Below are 16,162 nucleotides of genomic sequence, written 5' to 3'. Positions count from 1 at the left end.
ACATAATACGCCCCCGGTTTGCACACCGGGAATCCAGGAGAGTTCATGTACTACCCCTTCGTTCGTAAAGCCCTTTTTCAGCTCGATCCAGAGCGCGCTCATGAATTGACATTCCAGCAATTACGTCGCATTACCGGCACACCGCTTGAAGCGCTTGTACGCCAGAAAGTACCGGCAAAACCGGTTACCTGTATGGGGTTGACGTTTAAAAATCCGCTCGGGCTTGCTGCCGGACTGGATAAAGACGGGGAGTGCATTGATGCGCTCGGCGCGATGGGATTTGGTTCCATTGAGATTGGTACCGTGACGCCACGCCCTCAGCCGGGTAACGATAAACCGCGTCTGTTCCGTCTGGTCGATGCAGAAGGTTTGATCAACCGCATGGGGTTTAATAACCACGGGGTTGATAACCTGGTTGAGAACGTTAAAAAATCGCATTTCGACGGTATTCTGGGTATTAATATTGGTAAGAACAAAGATACCCCAGTAGAGAACGGCAAAGATGACTATCTGATTTGTATGGAAAAAGTCTATGCTTATGCTGGTTATATCGCGATTAATATCTCTTCGCCGAATACGCCGGGATTACGTACGCTACAATACGGCGAGGCGCTGGACGATCTCCTGACGGAAATTAAAAATAAGCAAAACGATCTGCAAGCGATCCACCATAAATATGTTCCGGTGGCGGTAAAGATCGCGCCGGATCTTTCTGTGGAAGAACTGATCCAGGTCGCCGATAGTTTAGTTCGTCATAATATTGATGGCGTAATTGCGACTAACACCACCCTCGATCGTTCTCTTGTTCAGGGAATGAAAAATTGCGATCAAATGGGTGGTCTGAGCGGTCGACCGTTGCAATTAAAAAGTACAGAAATTATTCGCCAGTTGTCTCAGGAATTAAAAGGTCAGCTGCCGATTATTGGTGTTGGTGGTATCGACTCGGTGATTGCTGCACGTGAGAAAATAGCTGCTGGTGCAACCCTCGTACAGATTTATTCGGGCTTTATTTTTAAAGGTCCGCCGTTGATAAAAGAAATCGTCAGCAATATCTGAATGCTACCTTAATCACAAACCAGGGCTTTATTTCTAGCCCTGGTTGTTTTATATTCCTTTACTGTTGCTTATTTAAACATTCTGAGCTTTTATTATTAGGGCAATAAACGAAGCGGCAAAAGGATACTGTCGTAACGGTGATGATTAAGGAAAGGAGAGAAACTGATGCGAATTAAACCCGACGATAACTGGCGCTGGTATTATGATGAAGAGCACGATCGTATGATGCTCGATTTAGCCAATGGTATGTTATTCCGTTCGCGTTTTGCTCGTAAAATGCTCACTCCTGATGCATTTTCTCCGTCTGGTTTTTGTGTTGATGACGCCGCGCTTTATTTTTCCTTTGAAGAAAAATGTCGCTACCTGGATTTAGCCAAAGAACAAAAAGCGGAGCTGGTGCTTAATGCGCTGGTGGCGATTCGTTATCTCAAACCGCAAATGCCAAAAAGCTGGCACTTTGTCGCACACGGTATTAACTGGTCGCCGGTCGTGGGTGACGCAGCCTGTGTTGATTTAAGCGATACCGATGAACAGGTAAACCTGTTAGTGGTTGAGCCGGGTGAAAACGCCGCGCTTTGCCTGCTTGCGCAACCTGGTGTGGTTATCGCCGGGCGTACGATGCAGCTTGGCGATGCGATTAAAATAATGAATGACAGACTGAAACCGCAGGCCGTTGTTGACAGTTTCAGCCTTGAGCAGGCGGTTTAGCTCTCCAGCCTGATTGCCGTTTTGGGAACACAGCTGCAGCACAGAATTGTTCCGTCGTCCCCCATCGCTGATTTCTTCAACGGGCTAACTTCACCTTCTACCAGTCGAATTCGACAGCATCCGCAAATGCCTGCCCGGCATGAATAGGGAACCCGGATACCCTGGTTTTCCAACTGCTCAAGCAATACCTGCTGATTATTTCCGCGAAAGGTCTGTCCCTGCCAGTCAATAAGCACCGTGGCATCAGGTTGTTGTTCGGGCGTAGTTTCGTCTGATTCAGCCGCGCCGTACGCTCTGGCGGGGCCGGTTGCCAAAATTTCTACCTCATCGCCGACGCGAATAACGCCACTGTTACGCGCGATAAGATTCTGACCGAAATCGACATCGCCGTTATCTACCGCAGTACGGAAGGTTTGCAATGTGGCAAGCGGTTCACCGGATGGATGTTTCTGGCCTTTTTCCGGGCTAACTGTCGTGAAAATACAGCGGCTACAGGGTTTTGCTACATCAAAAATGACGTCGCCAATACGAATCACTTTCCAGGTATCTTCTTCCCAGGCACCAGCTCCCGAAACCACTATATTGGGGCGAAACTGTTCCATTTTGACGCTTGCCGGACAGCGCTGTTGCAGATCGCGCAGGGATGCTTCGTTGGCCAGCAGATAGGGATAACCATCAGCGAAGGATAAAGGAACATCAACATGGCGTTTTACACGGCGCGTCAGCTGCGGGCCGACCCAGCGTAACTGTACTTCACGGGAGAAAAAGCCGCTAAGCCACTGGTTGATAGCCGCTGGTGCAATACGCGCGGTAAAATGGTTTCCCCATACTTCCGTCGGCGCATCTTGGCTAGCGAAATCGGCAAATCGCACGAGCGCGCTGCTGCCATCTGGAGCTGTAAGATGCAGCCCATCGTGGAATGGGGAAGGCGTAAAACGGACCATTTGTGGGAACTGGCGGGCGGTTATGAACGTTCCGTCAGGTTCAGTGATCATAAATATGCGATCAAAGGCGAGACCGCTAATATCTGCCAGGGCATGCGTAAGCCCGATGCCGCGCATTGATTTAACCGGATGAATAAAAAGTCGGGTTAACGTGACCACTGTACAGCCCCTCGAATGAAAATAAGCCTTCAACTTTATGACATACAGCCCATATTAGCTATAATGCGCAGCAATTTTCTCGGAGTAAAAGTGACATTATGAATTCTCTGTTTGCCAGTACGGCCCGCGGGCTGGAAGAGCTGTTAAAAACTGAACTGGAAAACCTCGGCGCGCTGGAGTGTCAGGTCGTTCAGGGTGGGGTCCATTTTAAGGGCGACACACGGCTTGTTTACCAGAGCCTGATGTGGAGCCGCCTGGCCTCGCGCATTATCCTGCCGATGGGAGAGTGCAAGGTCTACAGCGATCTTGATCTGTACCTCGGTGTTCAGGCAATCGACTGGACAGAGATGTTTAACCCTGGTGCTACGTTTGCCGTCCATTTTAGCGGACTGAACGAGACCATTCGTAACAGCCAGTACGGCGCGCTGAAGGTCAAGGATGCGATTGTCGATGCCTTTACCCGCAAAAATATGCCGCGTCCGAATGTGGATCGTGAATCTCCGGATCTGCGCATCAACGTCTGGTTGAACAAAGATACTGCCAGCATTGCGCTCGATCTGAGCGGTGACGGTTTGCATCAGCGTGGCTATCGCGATCGCGCGGGTCAGGCACCGATTAAAGAGACGCTGGCCGCGGCAATTGTTATGCGTTCTGGCTGGCAGCCAGGAACCCCGTTACTCGATCCGATGTGTGGTTCCGGCACGCTGCTGATTGAAGCGGCAATGTGGGCGACCGATCGCGCGCCGGGTCTGCACCGTGGATACTGGGGCTTCAGCGGTTGGGCGCAACACGACGAAGCCGTCTGGCAAGAAGTGAAAGCCGAAGCGCAGGTGCGTGCGCGTAAGGGACTGGCTGACTATACCTCGCATTTTTATGGATCCGATAGCGATGCGCGCGTGATTGAAAAAGCGCGTAGTAATGCTCGCCGCGCCGGTATCGCCGATCTGATGACGTTTGACGTTAAAGATGTCGCCAAACTGAGCAATCCGCTGCCGAAAGGACCGTATGGGACAGTTATCAGTAACCCGCCTTACGGCGAACGTCTGGATAGCGAACCGGCGCTGATTGCCCTGCACAGCCTGCTGGGCCGTACGATGAAAAACCAGTTTGGCGGCTGGAATTTGTCGCTGTTCAGCGCCTCGCCGGATTTGCTCAGCAGCCTGCAATTACGTGCCGACAAGCAGTTCAAAGCGAAAAACGGTCCGCTGGATTGTGTGCAGAAGAATTATCACGTTGCAGAGACCACTGCGGACAGCAAGCCTGCCACGGTAGCGGAAGATTATGCCAACCGCCTGCGCAAGAATATTAAGAAGCTGGAAAAATGGGCGCGTCAGGAAGGCATTGAATGCTATCGCCTGTATGACGCTGACCTGCCGGAATACAACGTTGCAGTAGATCGTTACGGTGATTGGGTCGTGGTTCAGGAATACGCACCGCCGAAGACGGTCGATGCGCAAAAAGCACGTCAACGCTTGTTCGACATCATTGCCGCCACGCTGTCAGTACTGGAAATCGCGCCAAACAAACTGGTGCTGAAAACCCGTGAGCGTCAGAAAGGCAAGAATCAGTATCAGAAGATGAATGAGAAGGGTGAATTCATTGAGGTAAGCGAGTACAACGCGCGCCTGTGGGTTAACCTGACTGACTACCTTGATACGGGTTTATTCCTCGATCACCGTATTGCGCGCCGCATGTTGGGGCAGATGAGTAAAGGTAAGGACTTCCTCAACCTGTTTTCCTACACCGGTAGCGCCAGCGTACATGCAGGATTGGGCGGTGCGCGTAGCACCACGACGGTCGATATGTCGCGTACCTATCTGGAATGGGCGGAACGTAACCTGCGCCTGAACGGATTGAGCGGTCGCGCTCACCGTTTAATTCAGGCCGATTGCCTGGGCTGGCTGCGTGATGCGAATGAACAGTTTGATCTGATTTTCATCGATCCGCCGACGTTCTCTAACTCAAAACGTATGGAAGATTCGTTTGATGTGCAGCGCGATCATCTGGCGCTGATGAAAGATCTGAAACGTCTGCTGCGTAAAGACGGCACGATCATGTTCTCCAACAACAAACGTGGGTTCCGTATGGATCTCGACGGTTTGGCTGAACTGGGATTGAAAGCACAAGAAATTACCCAAAAAACGCTTTCCCAGGATTTTGCCCGTAACCGTCAGATCCACAATTGCTGGCTGATTACCGCAGCCTGAAAGGATAAATAAATGTCATTGATCAGTATGCATGGTGCATGGCTGTCGTTCAGCGATGCGCCGCTTCTTGATAATGCAGAACTGCATATCGAAGATAACGAACGCGTCTGTCTGGTTGGCCGTAACGGCGCAGGTAAATCGACGCTGATGAAGATCCTGAACCGTGAGCAGGGGCTTGACGACGGGCGTATCATTTATGAGCAGGATCTGGTTGTGGCGCGTCTGCAACAGGATCCGCCGCGTAATGTTGAAGGCAGCGTGTATGATTTCGTTGCCGAGGGTATCGAAGAGCAGGCCGAGTATCTCAAACGTTATCACGATATTTCGCGTCTGGTGATGACTGATCCGAGCGACAGAAATCTGAATGAGATGGCGCGGGTTCAGGAAATGCTCGATCATCACAATCTGTGGCAGCTCGAAAGCCGTATTAATGAAGTGCTGGAGCAGTTGGGGCTGGATCCAAACGCCGCACTTTCTTCGCTTTCAGGCGGTTGGCTGCGTAAAGCGGCGCTGGGCCGCGCGTTAGTGAGCAATCCGCGTGTACTGCTGCTGGATGAACCAACAAACCACCTGGATATTGAAACCATCGACTGGCTGGAAGGGTTCCTGAAATCCTTCAATGGGACAATCATCTTCATTTCCCATGACCGTTCATTTATACGAAATATGGCGACGCGTATCGTCGACCTCGATCGTGGCAAGCTGGTGACTTATCCGGGGAATTACGATCAGTATCTGCTGGAAAAAGAAGAAGCGCTGCGCGTAGAAGAGTTACAAAATGCAGAGTTTGACCGCAAGCTGGCGCAGGAAGAGGTCTGGATCCGTCAGGGGATCAAAGCGCGCCGTACCCGTAATGAAGGCCGCGTGCGCGCACTGAAAGCCATGCGTCGCGAGCGTGGCGAACGCCGCGAAGTGATGGGCACGGCGAAGATGCAGGTCGAAGAGGCGAGCCGTTCAGGCAAGATTGTTTTCGAAATGGAGAACGTGGATTACCAGGTTGATGGAAAGCAGCTGGTAAAAGATTTCTCAGCACAGGTACAGCGCAGCGACAAAATTGCGCTAATCGGACCGAACGGCTGCGGCAAAACAACGCTGCTGAAGCTGATGTTAGGCCAGCTTCAGGCTGACAGTGGACGCATTCACGTCGGCACCAAGCTGGAAGTGGCCTATTTCGATCAGCACCGCGCCGAACTGGATCCCGATAAAACCGTGATGGACAACCTGGCTGAAGGTAAGCAAGAGGTGATGGTTAACGGTAAACCTCGCCATGTGCTGGGTTATCTGCAGGACTTCCTGTTCCATCCGAAACGCGCGATGACGCCAGTGCGAGCGCTCTCTGGTGGGGAACGAAATCGCCTGCTGTTGGCGCGTCTTTTTCTGAAACCCAGCAATCTTTTGATTCTCGATGAACCAACGAACGATCTTGACGTCGAAACGCTGGAACTGCTTGAAGAACTAATTGATAGCTATCAGGGGACTGTACTGCTGGTAAGCCACGACCGTCAGTTTGTGGATAATACTGTAACTGAGTGCTGGATCTTCGAGGGCGGTGGTAAAATTGGTCGTTATGTCGGTGGTTATCATGACGCGCGCAGCCAGCAATCTCAGTATGTGGCGTTTAAACAACCGGTCGCGAAAAAAACAGAGGAAGCTGTTGCTCCTAAAGCAGAAATTGTCAAACGTGGCACGAGCAAACTAAGCTATAAACTGCAGCGCGAACTGGAGCAGCTCCCCGCTCAGCTTGAAGAACTGGAAGCTAAACTGGAAAGACTACAAGCTCAGGTTGCTGACGCCGCTTTTTTCAGTCAGCCACATGAGCAAACACAGCAGGTATTAGCTAATCTGAACGAAGCGGAACAAGAACTTGAGCAAGCCTTTGAGCGCTGGGAGTATCTTGAGTCTTTGAAGAACGGCGCATAATTTAAAGGAGCACATATGTGCGAACATCACCATGCCGCGAAGCATATTTTGTGCTCGCAGTGTGACATGCTGGTGGCGTTACCTCGCCTTGAGCATGGTCAGAAAGCGGCATGTCCACGATGTGGCACTACGTTAACGGTTGAGTGGGACGCGCCGCGGCAGCGTCCTACCGCCTATGTTTTAGCAGCATTGTTCATGCTGCTTCTGTCAAATCTCTTCCCCTTTGTGAATATGAACGTTGCAGGGGTGAGCAGCGAAGTGACGTTGCTGGAGATCCCCAGCGTTCTCTTTTCTGAAGACTACGCCAGTCTCGGCACCTTCTTTTTATTATTCGTGCAGTTGGTCCCCGCGTTTTGCCTGCTGACTATCCTGCTGCTGGTGAATCGGGTGCAGATGCCCGCCAGACTTAAGGCGGGTCTTGCACGCGTCCTGTTCCAGTTAAAAAGCTGGGGGATGGCGGAAATCTTCCTTGCCGGCGTGCTGGTCAGCTTCGTTAAGCTTATGGCTTACGGCGATATCGGCGTGGGCAGCAGCTTTATTCCGTGGTGCTTCTTTTGCGTTTTGCAACTGCGCGCATTCCAGTGCGTTGACCGTCGCTGGCTGTGGGATGATATTGCGCCAATGCCAGTGATTAAGCAGGAGTTAAAACCTGGCGTGCCCGGCATTCGACAGGGACTGCGTTCCTGCTCTTGCTGCACCGCGATTCTTCCCGCTGATGAGCGGGTGTGTCCGCGCTGCCAGACGAAAGGCTATGTGCGGCGTAAAAACAGTCTGCAATGGACGTTGGCATTACTGTTTACGTCAATCATGCTTTATCTTCCTGCCAATATTTTGCCGATTATGATTACCGATCTGCTCGGGTCAAAGCTGCCATCAACGATACTTGAGGGGGTGGTTTTAATCTGGAGCGAAGGCTCGTATCCGGTGGCTGCGGTTATTTTTATCGCCAGTATTATGGTGCCGACGTTGAAAATGATCGCCATTGCCTGGTTATGTTGGGATGCCAAAGGCCACGGCAAACGTGACAGCGAACGTATGCACCTGATTTATGAAGTTGTGGAATTTGTCGGTCGCTGGTCAATGATCGACGTCTTTGTGATTGCGGTACTCTCTGCGCTGGTGCGCATGGGAGGGTTAATGAACATTTATCCTGCAATGGGTGCTTTGATGTTTGCTTTAGTCGTCATTATGACAATGTTTTCTGCGATGACATTTGATCCGCGTCTGTCGTGGGACCGTGAACCAGAACCAGGCCATGAGGAGTCCTGACAGCATGGAATCTAAAAGTGGGGAAGCCAAAGTGCAAAAGGTAAAAAACTGGTCGCCCGTGTGGATATTCCCTATCGTCACTGCACTCATTGGCGCGTGGGTTCTGTTTTATCACTACAGTCATCAGGGGCCGGAAGTCACGCTGATTACCACCAATGCCGAAGGTATTGAAGGGGGCAAAACGACGATTAAGAGCCGCAGTGTGGATGTCGGTATCGTCGAGAGCGCAACCCTGACTGATGATTTGACCCATGTGGAGATTAAAGCGCGTCTTAACTCCGGAATGGAAAAGCTGCTGCATAAAGATTCTGTCTTTTGGGTGGTGAAGCCGCAGGTTGGACGTGAAGGTATCAGTGGGCTCGGCACACTATTGTCCGGGGCTTATATTGAACTGCAGCCTGGCAATAAAGGCAGTAAGCTGGAAAATTACCAACTGCTGGATTCACCGCCGCTGGCCCCGCCAGATGCAAAAGGGATCCGTGTGATTCTGGACAGCAAAAAAGCTGGTCAGTTGAGCCCTGGCGATCCGGTGCTTTTCCGCGGCTATCGTGTGGGCTCGGTTGAAACCAGCACGTTTGATGCGCAAAAGCGTACGATCAGCTATCAGCTTTTCATCAATGCGCCTAACGATCGTCTGGTGACCAGCAATGTACGTTTCTGGAAAGACAGCGGTATCGCCGTAGATCTTACCTCAGCAGGTATGCGCGTAGAAATGGGATCGCTCTCCACGCTGTTTGGCGGTGGTGTAAGTTTTGATGTGCCCGAAGGGCTGGAACAAGGTCAACCGGTTGAGCAGCAGGCCTCATTTAACCTCTATGACGATCAAAAAAGTATTCAGGATTCCCTGTATACCGATCATATTGATTACCTGATGTTCTTTAAAGACTCGATTCGTGGCCTACAGCCTGGTGCACCGCTGGAATTCCGTGGCATCCGCTTGGGTACGGTGAGTAAAGTACCTTTCTTCTCACCGAATATGCGTCAGGTATTTAACAATGATTACCGCATTCCGGTGCTGGTGCGTATTGAACCTGAACGTCTGAAGGCACAGCTGGGAGAAGATACCGATGTTGGCGCTCATCTGGCGGAATTGCTTAAACGCGGATTACGGGCATCGCTGAAAACCGGGAACCTGGTGACCGGCGCGCTGTATGTCGATCTCGACTTCTACCCGAAAGAGCCGCCGATTACCGGTGTGCGCGAATTTAATGGTTATCAAATTATTCCGACCGTGAGCGGTGGTCTGGCGCAGATCCAACAGCGTCTGATGGAAGCGTTGGATAAGATTAACAATCTGCCGCTGAACCCGATGATTGAGCAGGCAACCAATACGCTGTCGGAAAGCCAGCGCACAATGAAACATCTGCAAACCACGCTGGATAACATGAACAAGATCACGTCCAGCCAGTCGATGCAGGATCTGCCGGCGGATATGCAGAACACGCTGCGTGAACTGAATCGTAGTATGCAGGGCTTCCAGCCTGGTTCCGCGGCCTACAACAAGATGGTGGCGGATATGCAGCGTCTTGATCAGGTACTGCGTGAACTGCAACCGGTACTGAAAACGTTGAACGATAAGAGTAATGCGCTGGTATTTGAAGCGAAGGACAAAAAAGATCCAGAGCCGAAGAGGGCGAAACAATGAAAAAGTGGCTAGTGGTGATGATGGCGGTCTGGCTGACGTCATGCAGCTCCAGCGGAGAAAATAAAAGCTATTATCAGCTCCCTATCGCACAAGGCGGAGTGCAGAGCTCCGCCAATCAGGGAAACCGTCTGCTGTGGGTTGAACAGATTGCGGTACCTGATTATCTGGCCGGTAATGGGGTGGTTTACCAGACCAGCGATGTGCAATATGTGATAGCCAATAATAATCTCTGGGCCAGCCCATTAGATCAGCAATTGCGTAATACTCTGGTTGCGAACCTCAGTATGCAGTTGCCTGGCTGGGTTGTCGCTTCACAGCCGCTGGGAAGCACTCAGGATACGCTGAACGTGACCGTAACCGGCTTCCACGGTCGGTACGATGGTAAGGTTATTGTGAGCGGTGAATGGTTGCTGAATCATCAGGGACAATTGATCAAACGCCCGTTCCACATCGAAGTTGTGCAGACGAAAGACGGCTACGATGAGATGGTGAAGGTTCTTGCCAACGCCTGGAGTCAGGAAGCAACGGCCATTGCTCAAGAGCTGAAACGCATCCCTTAAGCTTAAATAATTGTAAATTATGCCGCCCCTGGTTCATTGCCCGGGGCGGTTTTTTTTATTTTTTTAGCCGTGGAGATAGCTGTTCTGACTGACTATTTTTGTACAAATGATTTAGAGGCTAGCTCACAAATATGACACTGGCGTGAATTTTGCGCATTGACGAGCCTGATGTTTAGGGGTATTCGTTTAGTGTGATTGCACACTTAGTAATCACTGTTTTCTTTTCCACCAGACCCAAAAATGAGGGAAACGAGGCATGAAGAGACAAAAACGAGATCGCCTGGAACGGGCACATCAACGTGGATATCAGGCCGGCATTGCCGGACGCTCAAAAGAAATGTGTCCCTATCAGACGCTGAATCAGAGGTCATACTGGCTGGGAGGCTGGCGAGAAGCCATGGGGGATAGGGTTTTAATGGCCTGATTCTGTCTCTTTAGATAAAAGAAACCTCCGCAGAGCGGAGGTTTCGCCTTTTTGCATGCCAGATAAGACGTAGAAACGTTAATGTCTGGCTGCTACGCAGTCCTGGATTAGAATGCGGAAGTGTCCTGGAAAAGACCCACTTTCAGATCGTTTGCGGTGTAGATCAGACGACCATCAACCAGCACTTCACCATCTGCCAGGCCCATGATCAGGCGACGGTTAACGATGCGTTTGAAGTGAATGCGGTAAGTGACTTTCTTCGCGGTCGGCAGAACCTGGCCGGTGAATTTGACTTCGCCTACGCCCAGCGCACGGCCTTTACCTTCGCCGCCCAGCCAGCCGAGATAGAATCCAACCAGTTGCCACATGGCGTCGAGACCCAGGCAGCCCGGCATCACCGGATCGCCGATAAAGTGACAACCGAAGAACCACAGGTCCGGGTTGATATCCAGTTCAGCTTCAACATAACCTTTGTCAAAGTTGCCACCGGTTTCGGTCATCTTGATGACACGGTCCATCATCAGCATGCTTGGTGCTGGCAGTTGTGGCCCTTTAGCGCCAAACAGCTCACCGCGACCAGAGGCAAGAAGGTCTTCTTTCGTATAGGATTCGCGTTTATCTACCATGTTCTCTGTAAGCCTTATTTTATTGAAGCACGCAGGATAGCTAACACGTGTACGCTGAACAAGTCCGATCAGTTCGGAATAATCCAGTTCAGCCAACGTAGCGGCCATGGGAAACGGTGACGACCTTCCTGTTGCGTTGCCGTGGCAATACGCTCCTGAATGGTTTGCATCAGCGTTGTCTGGCCTTCGCCATCCCACACCAGATTTAACAACAGTGGCAGCGCATCGGTCACGTCGTCCACCGCCCAGATAGTGAATTTTTCTTCTTCTATGGCCTGTAGCAGCGCAGGCTGCAGGCTGAGGTGTCTGACGTTAGCCGAAGGAATGATGACGCCCTGTGTGCCTGTCAGCTCGCGCTGCTGGCAGATGGCGAAGAAACCTTCAATTTTCTCATTCAGACCACCGACAGGTTGTGCCCGACCAAACTGATCGACAGAACCTGTAATGGCGATACTTTGATTAACAGGAACGTCGGCGAGGGCGCTAATCAATGCGCACAGTTCTGCCATAGACGCGCTGTCACCGTCCACTTCACTGTAAGATTGCTCAAAGGTCAGCGAGGCAGAGAAGGGGATTTGTTGCTCCAACTGGAGTTCCGACATCAGGAACGCCTGCATAATCATCATACCCTTGGCATGAATATTTCCGCCAAGCTCGGCTTTGCGCTCAATATCCGTAAACTCGCCGTCGCCAATATGCACGACGCAACTGATACGAGAAGGCTCGCCAAATGCGCGTGGGTGGCCTGGAAACTCAATCACCGACAAGGCGTTGATCTGGCCAATACGCTCGCCTTCTGTCTCGATAAGGATCTGCTCTTGCAGAATTTCATCCTGCATGCGTTCAGCCAGGAATCCCTCACGCCATTCGCGCTGAGCCAGCATCAGGCTGAACTGTTCAGCGTTACAGGTTTCGTCCTCGCATAACGGAGCCACCTCTTTGAACTGTCGGGTGATCCACAGCGGGTTAAGCGGCAATGTATCCTGTTCACCGGTATAGCGAACGGCTTCACGGATCAGAACCTGCCAGGCATCGGGAGCGGGGTAAGGCAAATTATTGCGCATGGCAGTATGCGTGACCCATTGACACCACTGTGTCATGGTTTCGGCATCGACTATCTGCAGGTTGTCTTCAAATTCGCTGTAAATGGCCTGCTCAGCCAGTTCTGGCTCCATGTCCTGAAAATCCGCCAGTGATTCGCGTTCACCGACTAAAATCACTTTCAGTTTAAGCGGCATAGGCGGAACGGAGACAGGCAGCGGGCGAGACTCATCAAAAGCCACCCAATCAAAACGCTCGTGGCTGACAATGGCTTTCAGGCGCATCCACAACAGGGGTTGGGCCAACAGCGTGCGCAATGAGATAACCAGCACCCCCCCATTGGCCAGATGTACCAGACCTGGCTGCAGCGTAATTTCGCCATTGAACTGACGCAGACAGCCAAACAGTTGTTCGGCTTCGGCCCAGTCAGCGCTGACCACCTGCGTCAACGTTGCAAAATTGTCTTCCGCTTTCTCAGCTGTACGATAACGAATAGTGTGACCGGAGATGTCGTAATGACCGCCAGTCAGGCTTCCTGCATCCGTGTGCAAGGGACGTGCAGCCTTTGCAATAAGGTTGAGATACTCAAGCTCTTCCGGTGCTTTTACCAACATGAACGAGGATGTTGTCCAGTGCTGAAGAAGCTGCTCTAGCGCGAATTGTAAACGTGGCTGAGTATCACTAAGTAAGGTGTCGGTGTCGTCAGTGACGTGCGGCTGTGCAAATACTTCCTGATAACTGTCGGTATCAGGAACCAGATCACGCCATGCAAGTTTCGTAATGGTCAAAGTTGATGTTTTTTAGTCTGTTGTAAAAAACGAGATTATACCGTAACCCTCACCACTAAACACCTGGAAAGCGCCGCGAAACGCTTGTGATGACGCGCGGCAGTTCACAGGCTGGATATTCTTTTCTTCAGATGCCGAAAAAGCTGATATTCTGATAAGAGTTACACGGTAACATTGAGATCGCAATGAAATATCAACAACTTGAAAACCTTGAAAGCGGCTGGAAATGGAAGTATCTGGTGAAGAAGCATCGTGAGGGGGAATTAATCACCCGTTACGTCGAGGCCAGCGCTGCCAAAGAAGCCGTTGATTTATTGCTAACCCTCGAAAATGAACCGGTTCGGGTCAATAGCTGGATTGAAGAACACATGAATCCTGCGCTGCTTAATCGTATGAAACAAACCATACGTGCCAGGCGCAAGCGGCACTTTAATGCTGAGCATCAGCATACCCGGAAGAAATCCATCGATCTGGAATTTATGGTCTGGCAGCGTCTGGCTGGTCTTGCGCAGCGGCGCGGAAAAACGCTTTCTGAAACTATTGTGCAGCTAATTGAAGACGCAGAGCATAAAGAGAAGTACGCGAACAAAATGTCGACATTGAAACAGGATTTACAGGCGTTGCTGGGGAAAGAGTAGCGGTCGGCTGGTTTAATGCGTGGCTTACATTGGATGAAAACAGATGAAAAAAAACCCCGCATAGCGGGGTTTTTTATAAGACGATAACTTAAGCCTGAGGCTGAGTTACAACGTCTTTGATGCCTTTAACTTCGATCTCAACACGACGATCCGGAGCCAGGCAGTCGATCAGTGCAGCGCGAGCTTTCACGTTGTCACAGGTGTTGCCAGTAACTGGGTTGGATTCACCCATGCCACGTGCAGAGATTTTGTCAGAAGGAATACCTTTAGAGATCAGGTAATCAACAACGGACTGAGCACGTTTCTCGGACAGAGCCTGGTTGTAAGCGTCAGAACCGATACGGTCAGTGAAGCCCAGAACTACTACGGAACCGTCTTTCGGATCCAGGTTGCTCAGCTGGCTGTACATCTGATCCAGAGCCTGCTGGCCTTCTGGTTTCAGAGTTGCTTTGTTGAAGTTGAACAGAACGTCAGACTTCAGAGTGAAGTGCTTGGTCTGTACTTCTGGAGCCGGAGCCGGAGCAACAACTACTGGAGCTGCTTCTTCCTGCTGACCGAAACGGTAAGAAACACCAACGCTCAACAGGCCGTTATCCGGACGACCACCAACGGTGTTCGCGTCACCGATGTTGTTGGTCCACTGGTATTCCAGACGGGTAGCGATTTCAGGAGTAATTGCATACTCTACGCCACCAGCGAATACTGGGGATACACCAGTATCGTGGTCTTTGAAGCCTTCGTTGTTTTTAGCGTCTGCACGCCAAACCATACCACCCAGACGAGTATAAACGTCCAGATCGTCAGTGATTGGGTAACCCAGTTTAGCGGTCAGCTGAACGCCCTGAGCTTTGAAAGCGCCGTTTTGATGAGTCGAGTCGGTGTAGCCTTTGTACGGCATACGGCCCAACCAGTCGTAACCCATTTCAAAACCAACGTACGGGTTAACCTGATAACCACCAAACGCACCAGCACCCAGTTGGCTTTCGTGGGTAGGACCGGCGTTGTTGATCTGGTTGTTGCCAATATCATGGTACTGAGACCAGCCCATTTTAGCACCAGCGTACCAGGTGTTATCTTTCGGAGCGGCCTGCGCCACGGTAGCGAAACCAGCCAGTGCCACTGCAATTGCGATAGCTGTCTTTTTCATTTTTTGCGCCTCGTTATCATCCAAAATTCGCCATGAATATCTCCGAAGAGAGATAACACGGTTAAATCCTTCACCCGGGGACCAGTTCAATAGTTACTCTACCGATATCTGCGGCTTACGCCGAGCACCCCTGGCGATGTAAAGTCTACAACGTAGTTGAAAACTTACAAGTGTGAAGTCCGTCAGGCATATGAAAAAAAAAAGCTTGTATACACAATATTTAACATTTATGGCTGAATAAATGTACTGAGGATATCCTGAAAACCGCTTCAGACAAGCGTTCAGACGAAAAACACATTACAGCTCAAAGACAAATTGAGAGATGAAAAAAAATTCCAGGATAAATCCTAATTTTACTCAGTGATACAAATTCGAGTGAATTTTTAGCCCGGAATGCTGTCTCCCCGCAAGTGTCTGGGCGCGAACCGGACGCATGATAAAACCCATCGCATTACCTTCATCAGCCGCTTTGACCAGTTCGGCATGTTCATCTTCCGTTAATTCTTCCGCCAGCCAGCCAATAACGACGCTGTAATTACCCGTGCGCAGCGCACGAATCATCGATTCCAGCGTATTGCAGGGGGAGAGCTGACTAATTTGCATGACTTTCGTCAATGGAAGTCCAGCTGACTGCACCCACTCCCGGCTTAATTTTTGCTGAGGCGTCAGCCACAGCTGCCAGCGTGATTGTTGCCCTAACTGTTGCAGCAGGGGAAGCAGCAGTTGTGTCATCATGGGCTGGTCCTCGCGATAGACAACTTCACTGATAAGCCCAGCGGTTGCGTTCTCTGATGAAACGCGCGCAATGTTGCTTGATGTGGAAGAGAACGACGATGAACGATTTGCATAGCCTGAAGTGTACATAATCAATCCAGCCCTGTGAGTTACTGTATGGATATACAGTAACTCTGCCATCAACAAAGATCAACCTTATTTTCGGAAACAGGTTCGCATTTTTTAGTCGTCGTCACGGGAAAAATAAAATTCATCTTGCCCCATACGCATAAGTTGCCTATTTTCGTCATTAACG

General features: G+C 50.8%; 14 protein-coding genes. 9 read left to right on the top strand and 5 right to left on the bottom strand.

Annotation, left to right across the window (positions count from 1 at the left end; translation table 11 throughout):
• Positions 1 to 45: 45 nt before the first annotated feature.
• Positions 46 to 1,056, top strand: a complete 1,011-nt coding sequence (gene pyrD / locus OGX83_RS09345; RefSeq protein WP_286587857.1) for a quinone-dependent dihydroorotate dehydrogenase — start codon at positions 46 to 48, stop codon at positions 1,054 to 1,056.
• Positions 1,057 to 1,221: 165 nt separating this feature from the next.
• Positions 1,222 to 1,764: a cell division protein ZapC gene (zapC, locus tag OGX83_RS09340; protein ID WP_003035852.1), complete on the top strand. Its 543-nt coding sequence runs from the start codon at positions 1,222 to 1,224 to the stop codon at positions 1,762 to 1,764.
• Here the strand turns inward: zapC and OGX83_RS09335 are convergent.
• Positions 1,761 to 2,867: a YcbX family protein gene (locus tag OGX83_RS09335; protein ID WP_060682459.1), complete on the bottom strand. Its 1,107-nt coding sequence runs from the start codon at positions 2,865 to 2,867 to the stop codon at positions 1,761 to 1,763. The two genes, zapC and OGX83_RS09335, sit on opposite strands and share 4 nt — an antisense overlap.
• Positions 2,868 to 2,965: 98 nt before the next feature.
• On the opposite strand from OGX83_RS09335, the gene rlmKL reads away from it, so the two are divergent.
• From rlmKL to rmf, 6 genes are all read left to right on the top strand, one after another.
• Entirely contained in the window at positions 2,966 to 5,074 is a 2,109-nt protein-coding gene (rlmKL, locus tag OGX83_RS09330; protein ID WP_286587854.1) for a bifunctional 23S rRNA (guanine(2069)-N(7))-methyltransferase RlmK/23S rRNA (guanine(2445)-N(2))-methyltransferase RlmL, read from the top strand.
• Positions 5,075 to 5,086: 12 nt separating this feature from the next.
• Entirely contained in the window at positions 5,087 to 6,994 is a 1,908-nt protein-coding gene (locus tag OGX83_RS09325; protein WP_008784281.1) for an ABC transporter ATP-binding protein, read from the top strand.
• Positions 6,995 to 7,009: 15 nt separating this feature from the next.
• Positions 7,010 to 8,263 carry a membrane integrity-associated transporter subunit PqiA gene (gene pqiA, locus OGX83_RS09320; protein WP_032942902.1) on the top strand — a complete coding sequence of 418 codons (1,254 nt, stop codon included), beginning with the start codon at positions 7,010 to 7,012 and terminating at the stop codon, positions 8,261 to 8,263.
• Positions 8,264 to 8,267: 4 nt separating this feature from the next.
• A complete protein-coding gene (gene pqiB, locus OGX83_RS09315; RefSeq protein WP_137377299.1) occupies positions 8,268 to 9,908 on the top strand; it encodes an intermembrane transport protein PqiB in 1,641 nt (546 codons plus the stop codon).
• Complete coding sequence (gene pqiC / locus OGX83_RS09310; protein ID WP_048214507.1) at positions 9,905 to 10,468, top strand: membrane integrity-associated transporter subunit PqiC; 564 nt, start codon at positions 9,905 to 9,907, stop codon at positions 10,466 to 10,468. Before pqiB ends, pqiC begins: the two co-directional genes overlap by 4 nt.
• 256 nt (positions 10,469 to 10,724) lie before the next feature.
• Positions 10,725 to 10,892, top strand: a complete 168-nt coding sequence (rmf, locus tag OGX83_RS09305) for a ribosome modulation factor (RefSeq protein WP_003035871.1) — start codon at positions 10,725 to 10,727, stop codon at positions 10,890 to 10,892.
• Between the two features lie 107 nt (positions 10,893 to 10,999).
• Here rmf and fabA read toward each other — a convergent pair whose 3' ends face one another.
• The gene (fabA, locus tag OGX83_RS09300; protein WP_003035875.1) at positions 11,000 to 11,518 is read right to left on the bottom strand and encodes a bifunctional 3-hydroxydecanoyl-ACP dehydratase/trans-2-decenoyl-ACP isomerase; all 519 of its coding nucleotides are present in this window, start codon (positions 11,516 to 11,518) and stop codon (positions 11,000 to 11,002) included.
• A gap of 68 nt (positions 11,519 to 11,586) precedes the next feature.
• Positions 11,587 to 13,347 (bottom strand): AAA family ATPase, encoded by a 1,761-nt coding sequence (locus OGX83_RS09295; protein WP_048227018.1) that lies wholly within the window; start codon positions 13,345 to 13,347, stop codon positions 11,587 to 11,589.
• Between the two features lie 185 nt (positions 13,348 to 13,532).
• Here OGX83_RS09295 and matP point away from each other — a divergent pair, with 185 nt between their 5' ends.
• Complete coding sequence (matP, locus tag OGX83_RS09290) at positions 13,533 to 13,985, top strand: macrodomain Ter protein MatP (RefSeq protein WP_032942905.1); 453 nt, start codon at positions 13,533 to 13,535, stop codon at positions 13,983 to 13,985.
• 88 nt (positions 13,986 to 14,073) lie between these two features.
• On the opposite strand, the gene ompA is transcribed toward matP, so the two are convergent.
• Together ompA and sulA are read right to left on the bottom strand one after the other, a co-directional pair.
• Positions 14,074 to 15,132 (bottom strand): porin OmpA, encoded by a 1,059-nt coding sequence (gene ompA / locus OGX83_RS09285; protein WP_048235693.1) that lies wholly within the window; start codon positions 15,130 to 15,132, stop codon positions 14,074 to 14,076.
• A gap of 357 nt (positions 15,133 to 15,489) precedes the next feature.
• Entirely contained in the window at positions 15,490 to 15,996 is a 507-nt protein-coding gene (gene sulA / locus OGX83_RS09280) for an SOS-induced cell division inhibitor SulA (protein ID WP_153687008.1), read from the bottom strand.
• Between the last annotated feature and the right edge of the window lie 166 nt (positions 15,997 to 16,162).

Origin of the sequence: Citrobacter sp. Cpo074, assembly GCF_030332745.1 — a bacterium.
GTDB classification, from domain to species: Bacteria; Pseudomonadota; Gammaproteobacteria; order Enterobacterales; family Enterobacteriaceae; genus Citrobacter; species Citrobacter portucalensis.
The sequence above is the reverse complement of the archived record's forward strand: the minus strand, read 5'-3'. Positions and strand labels throughout refer to the sequence as shown.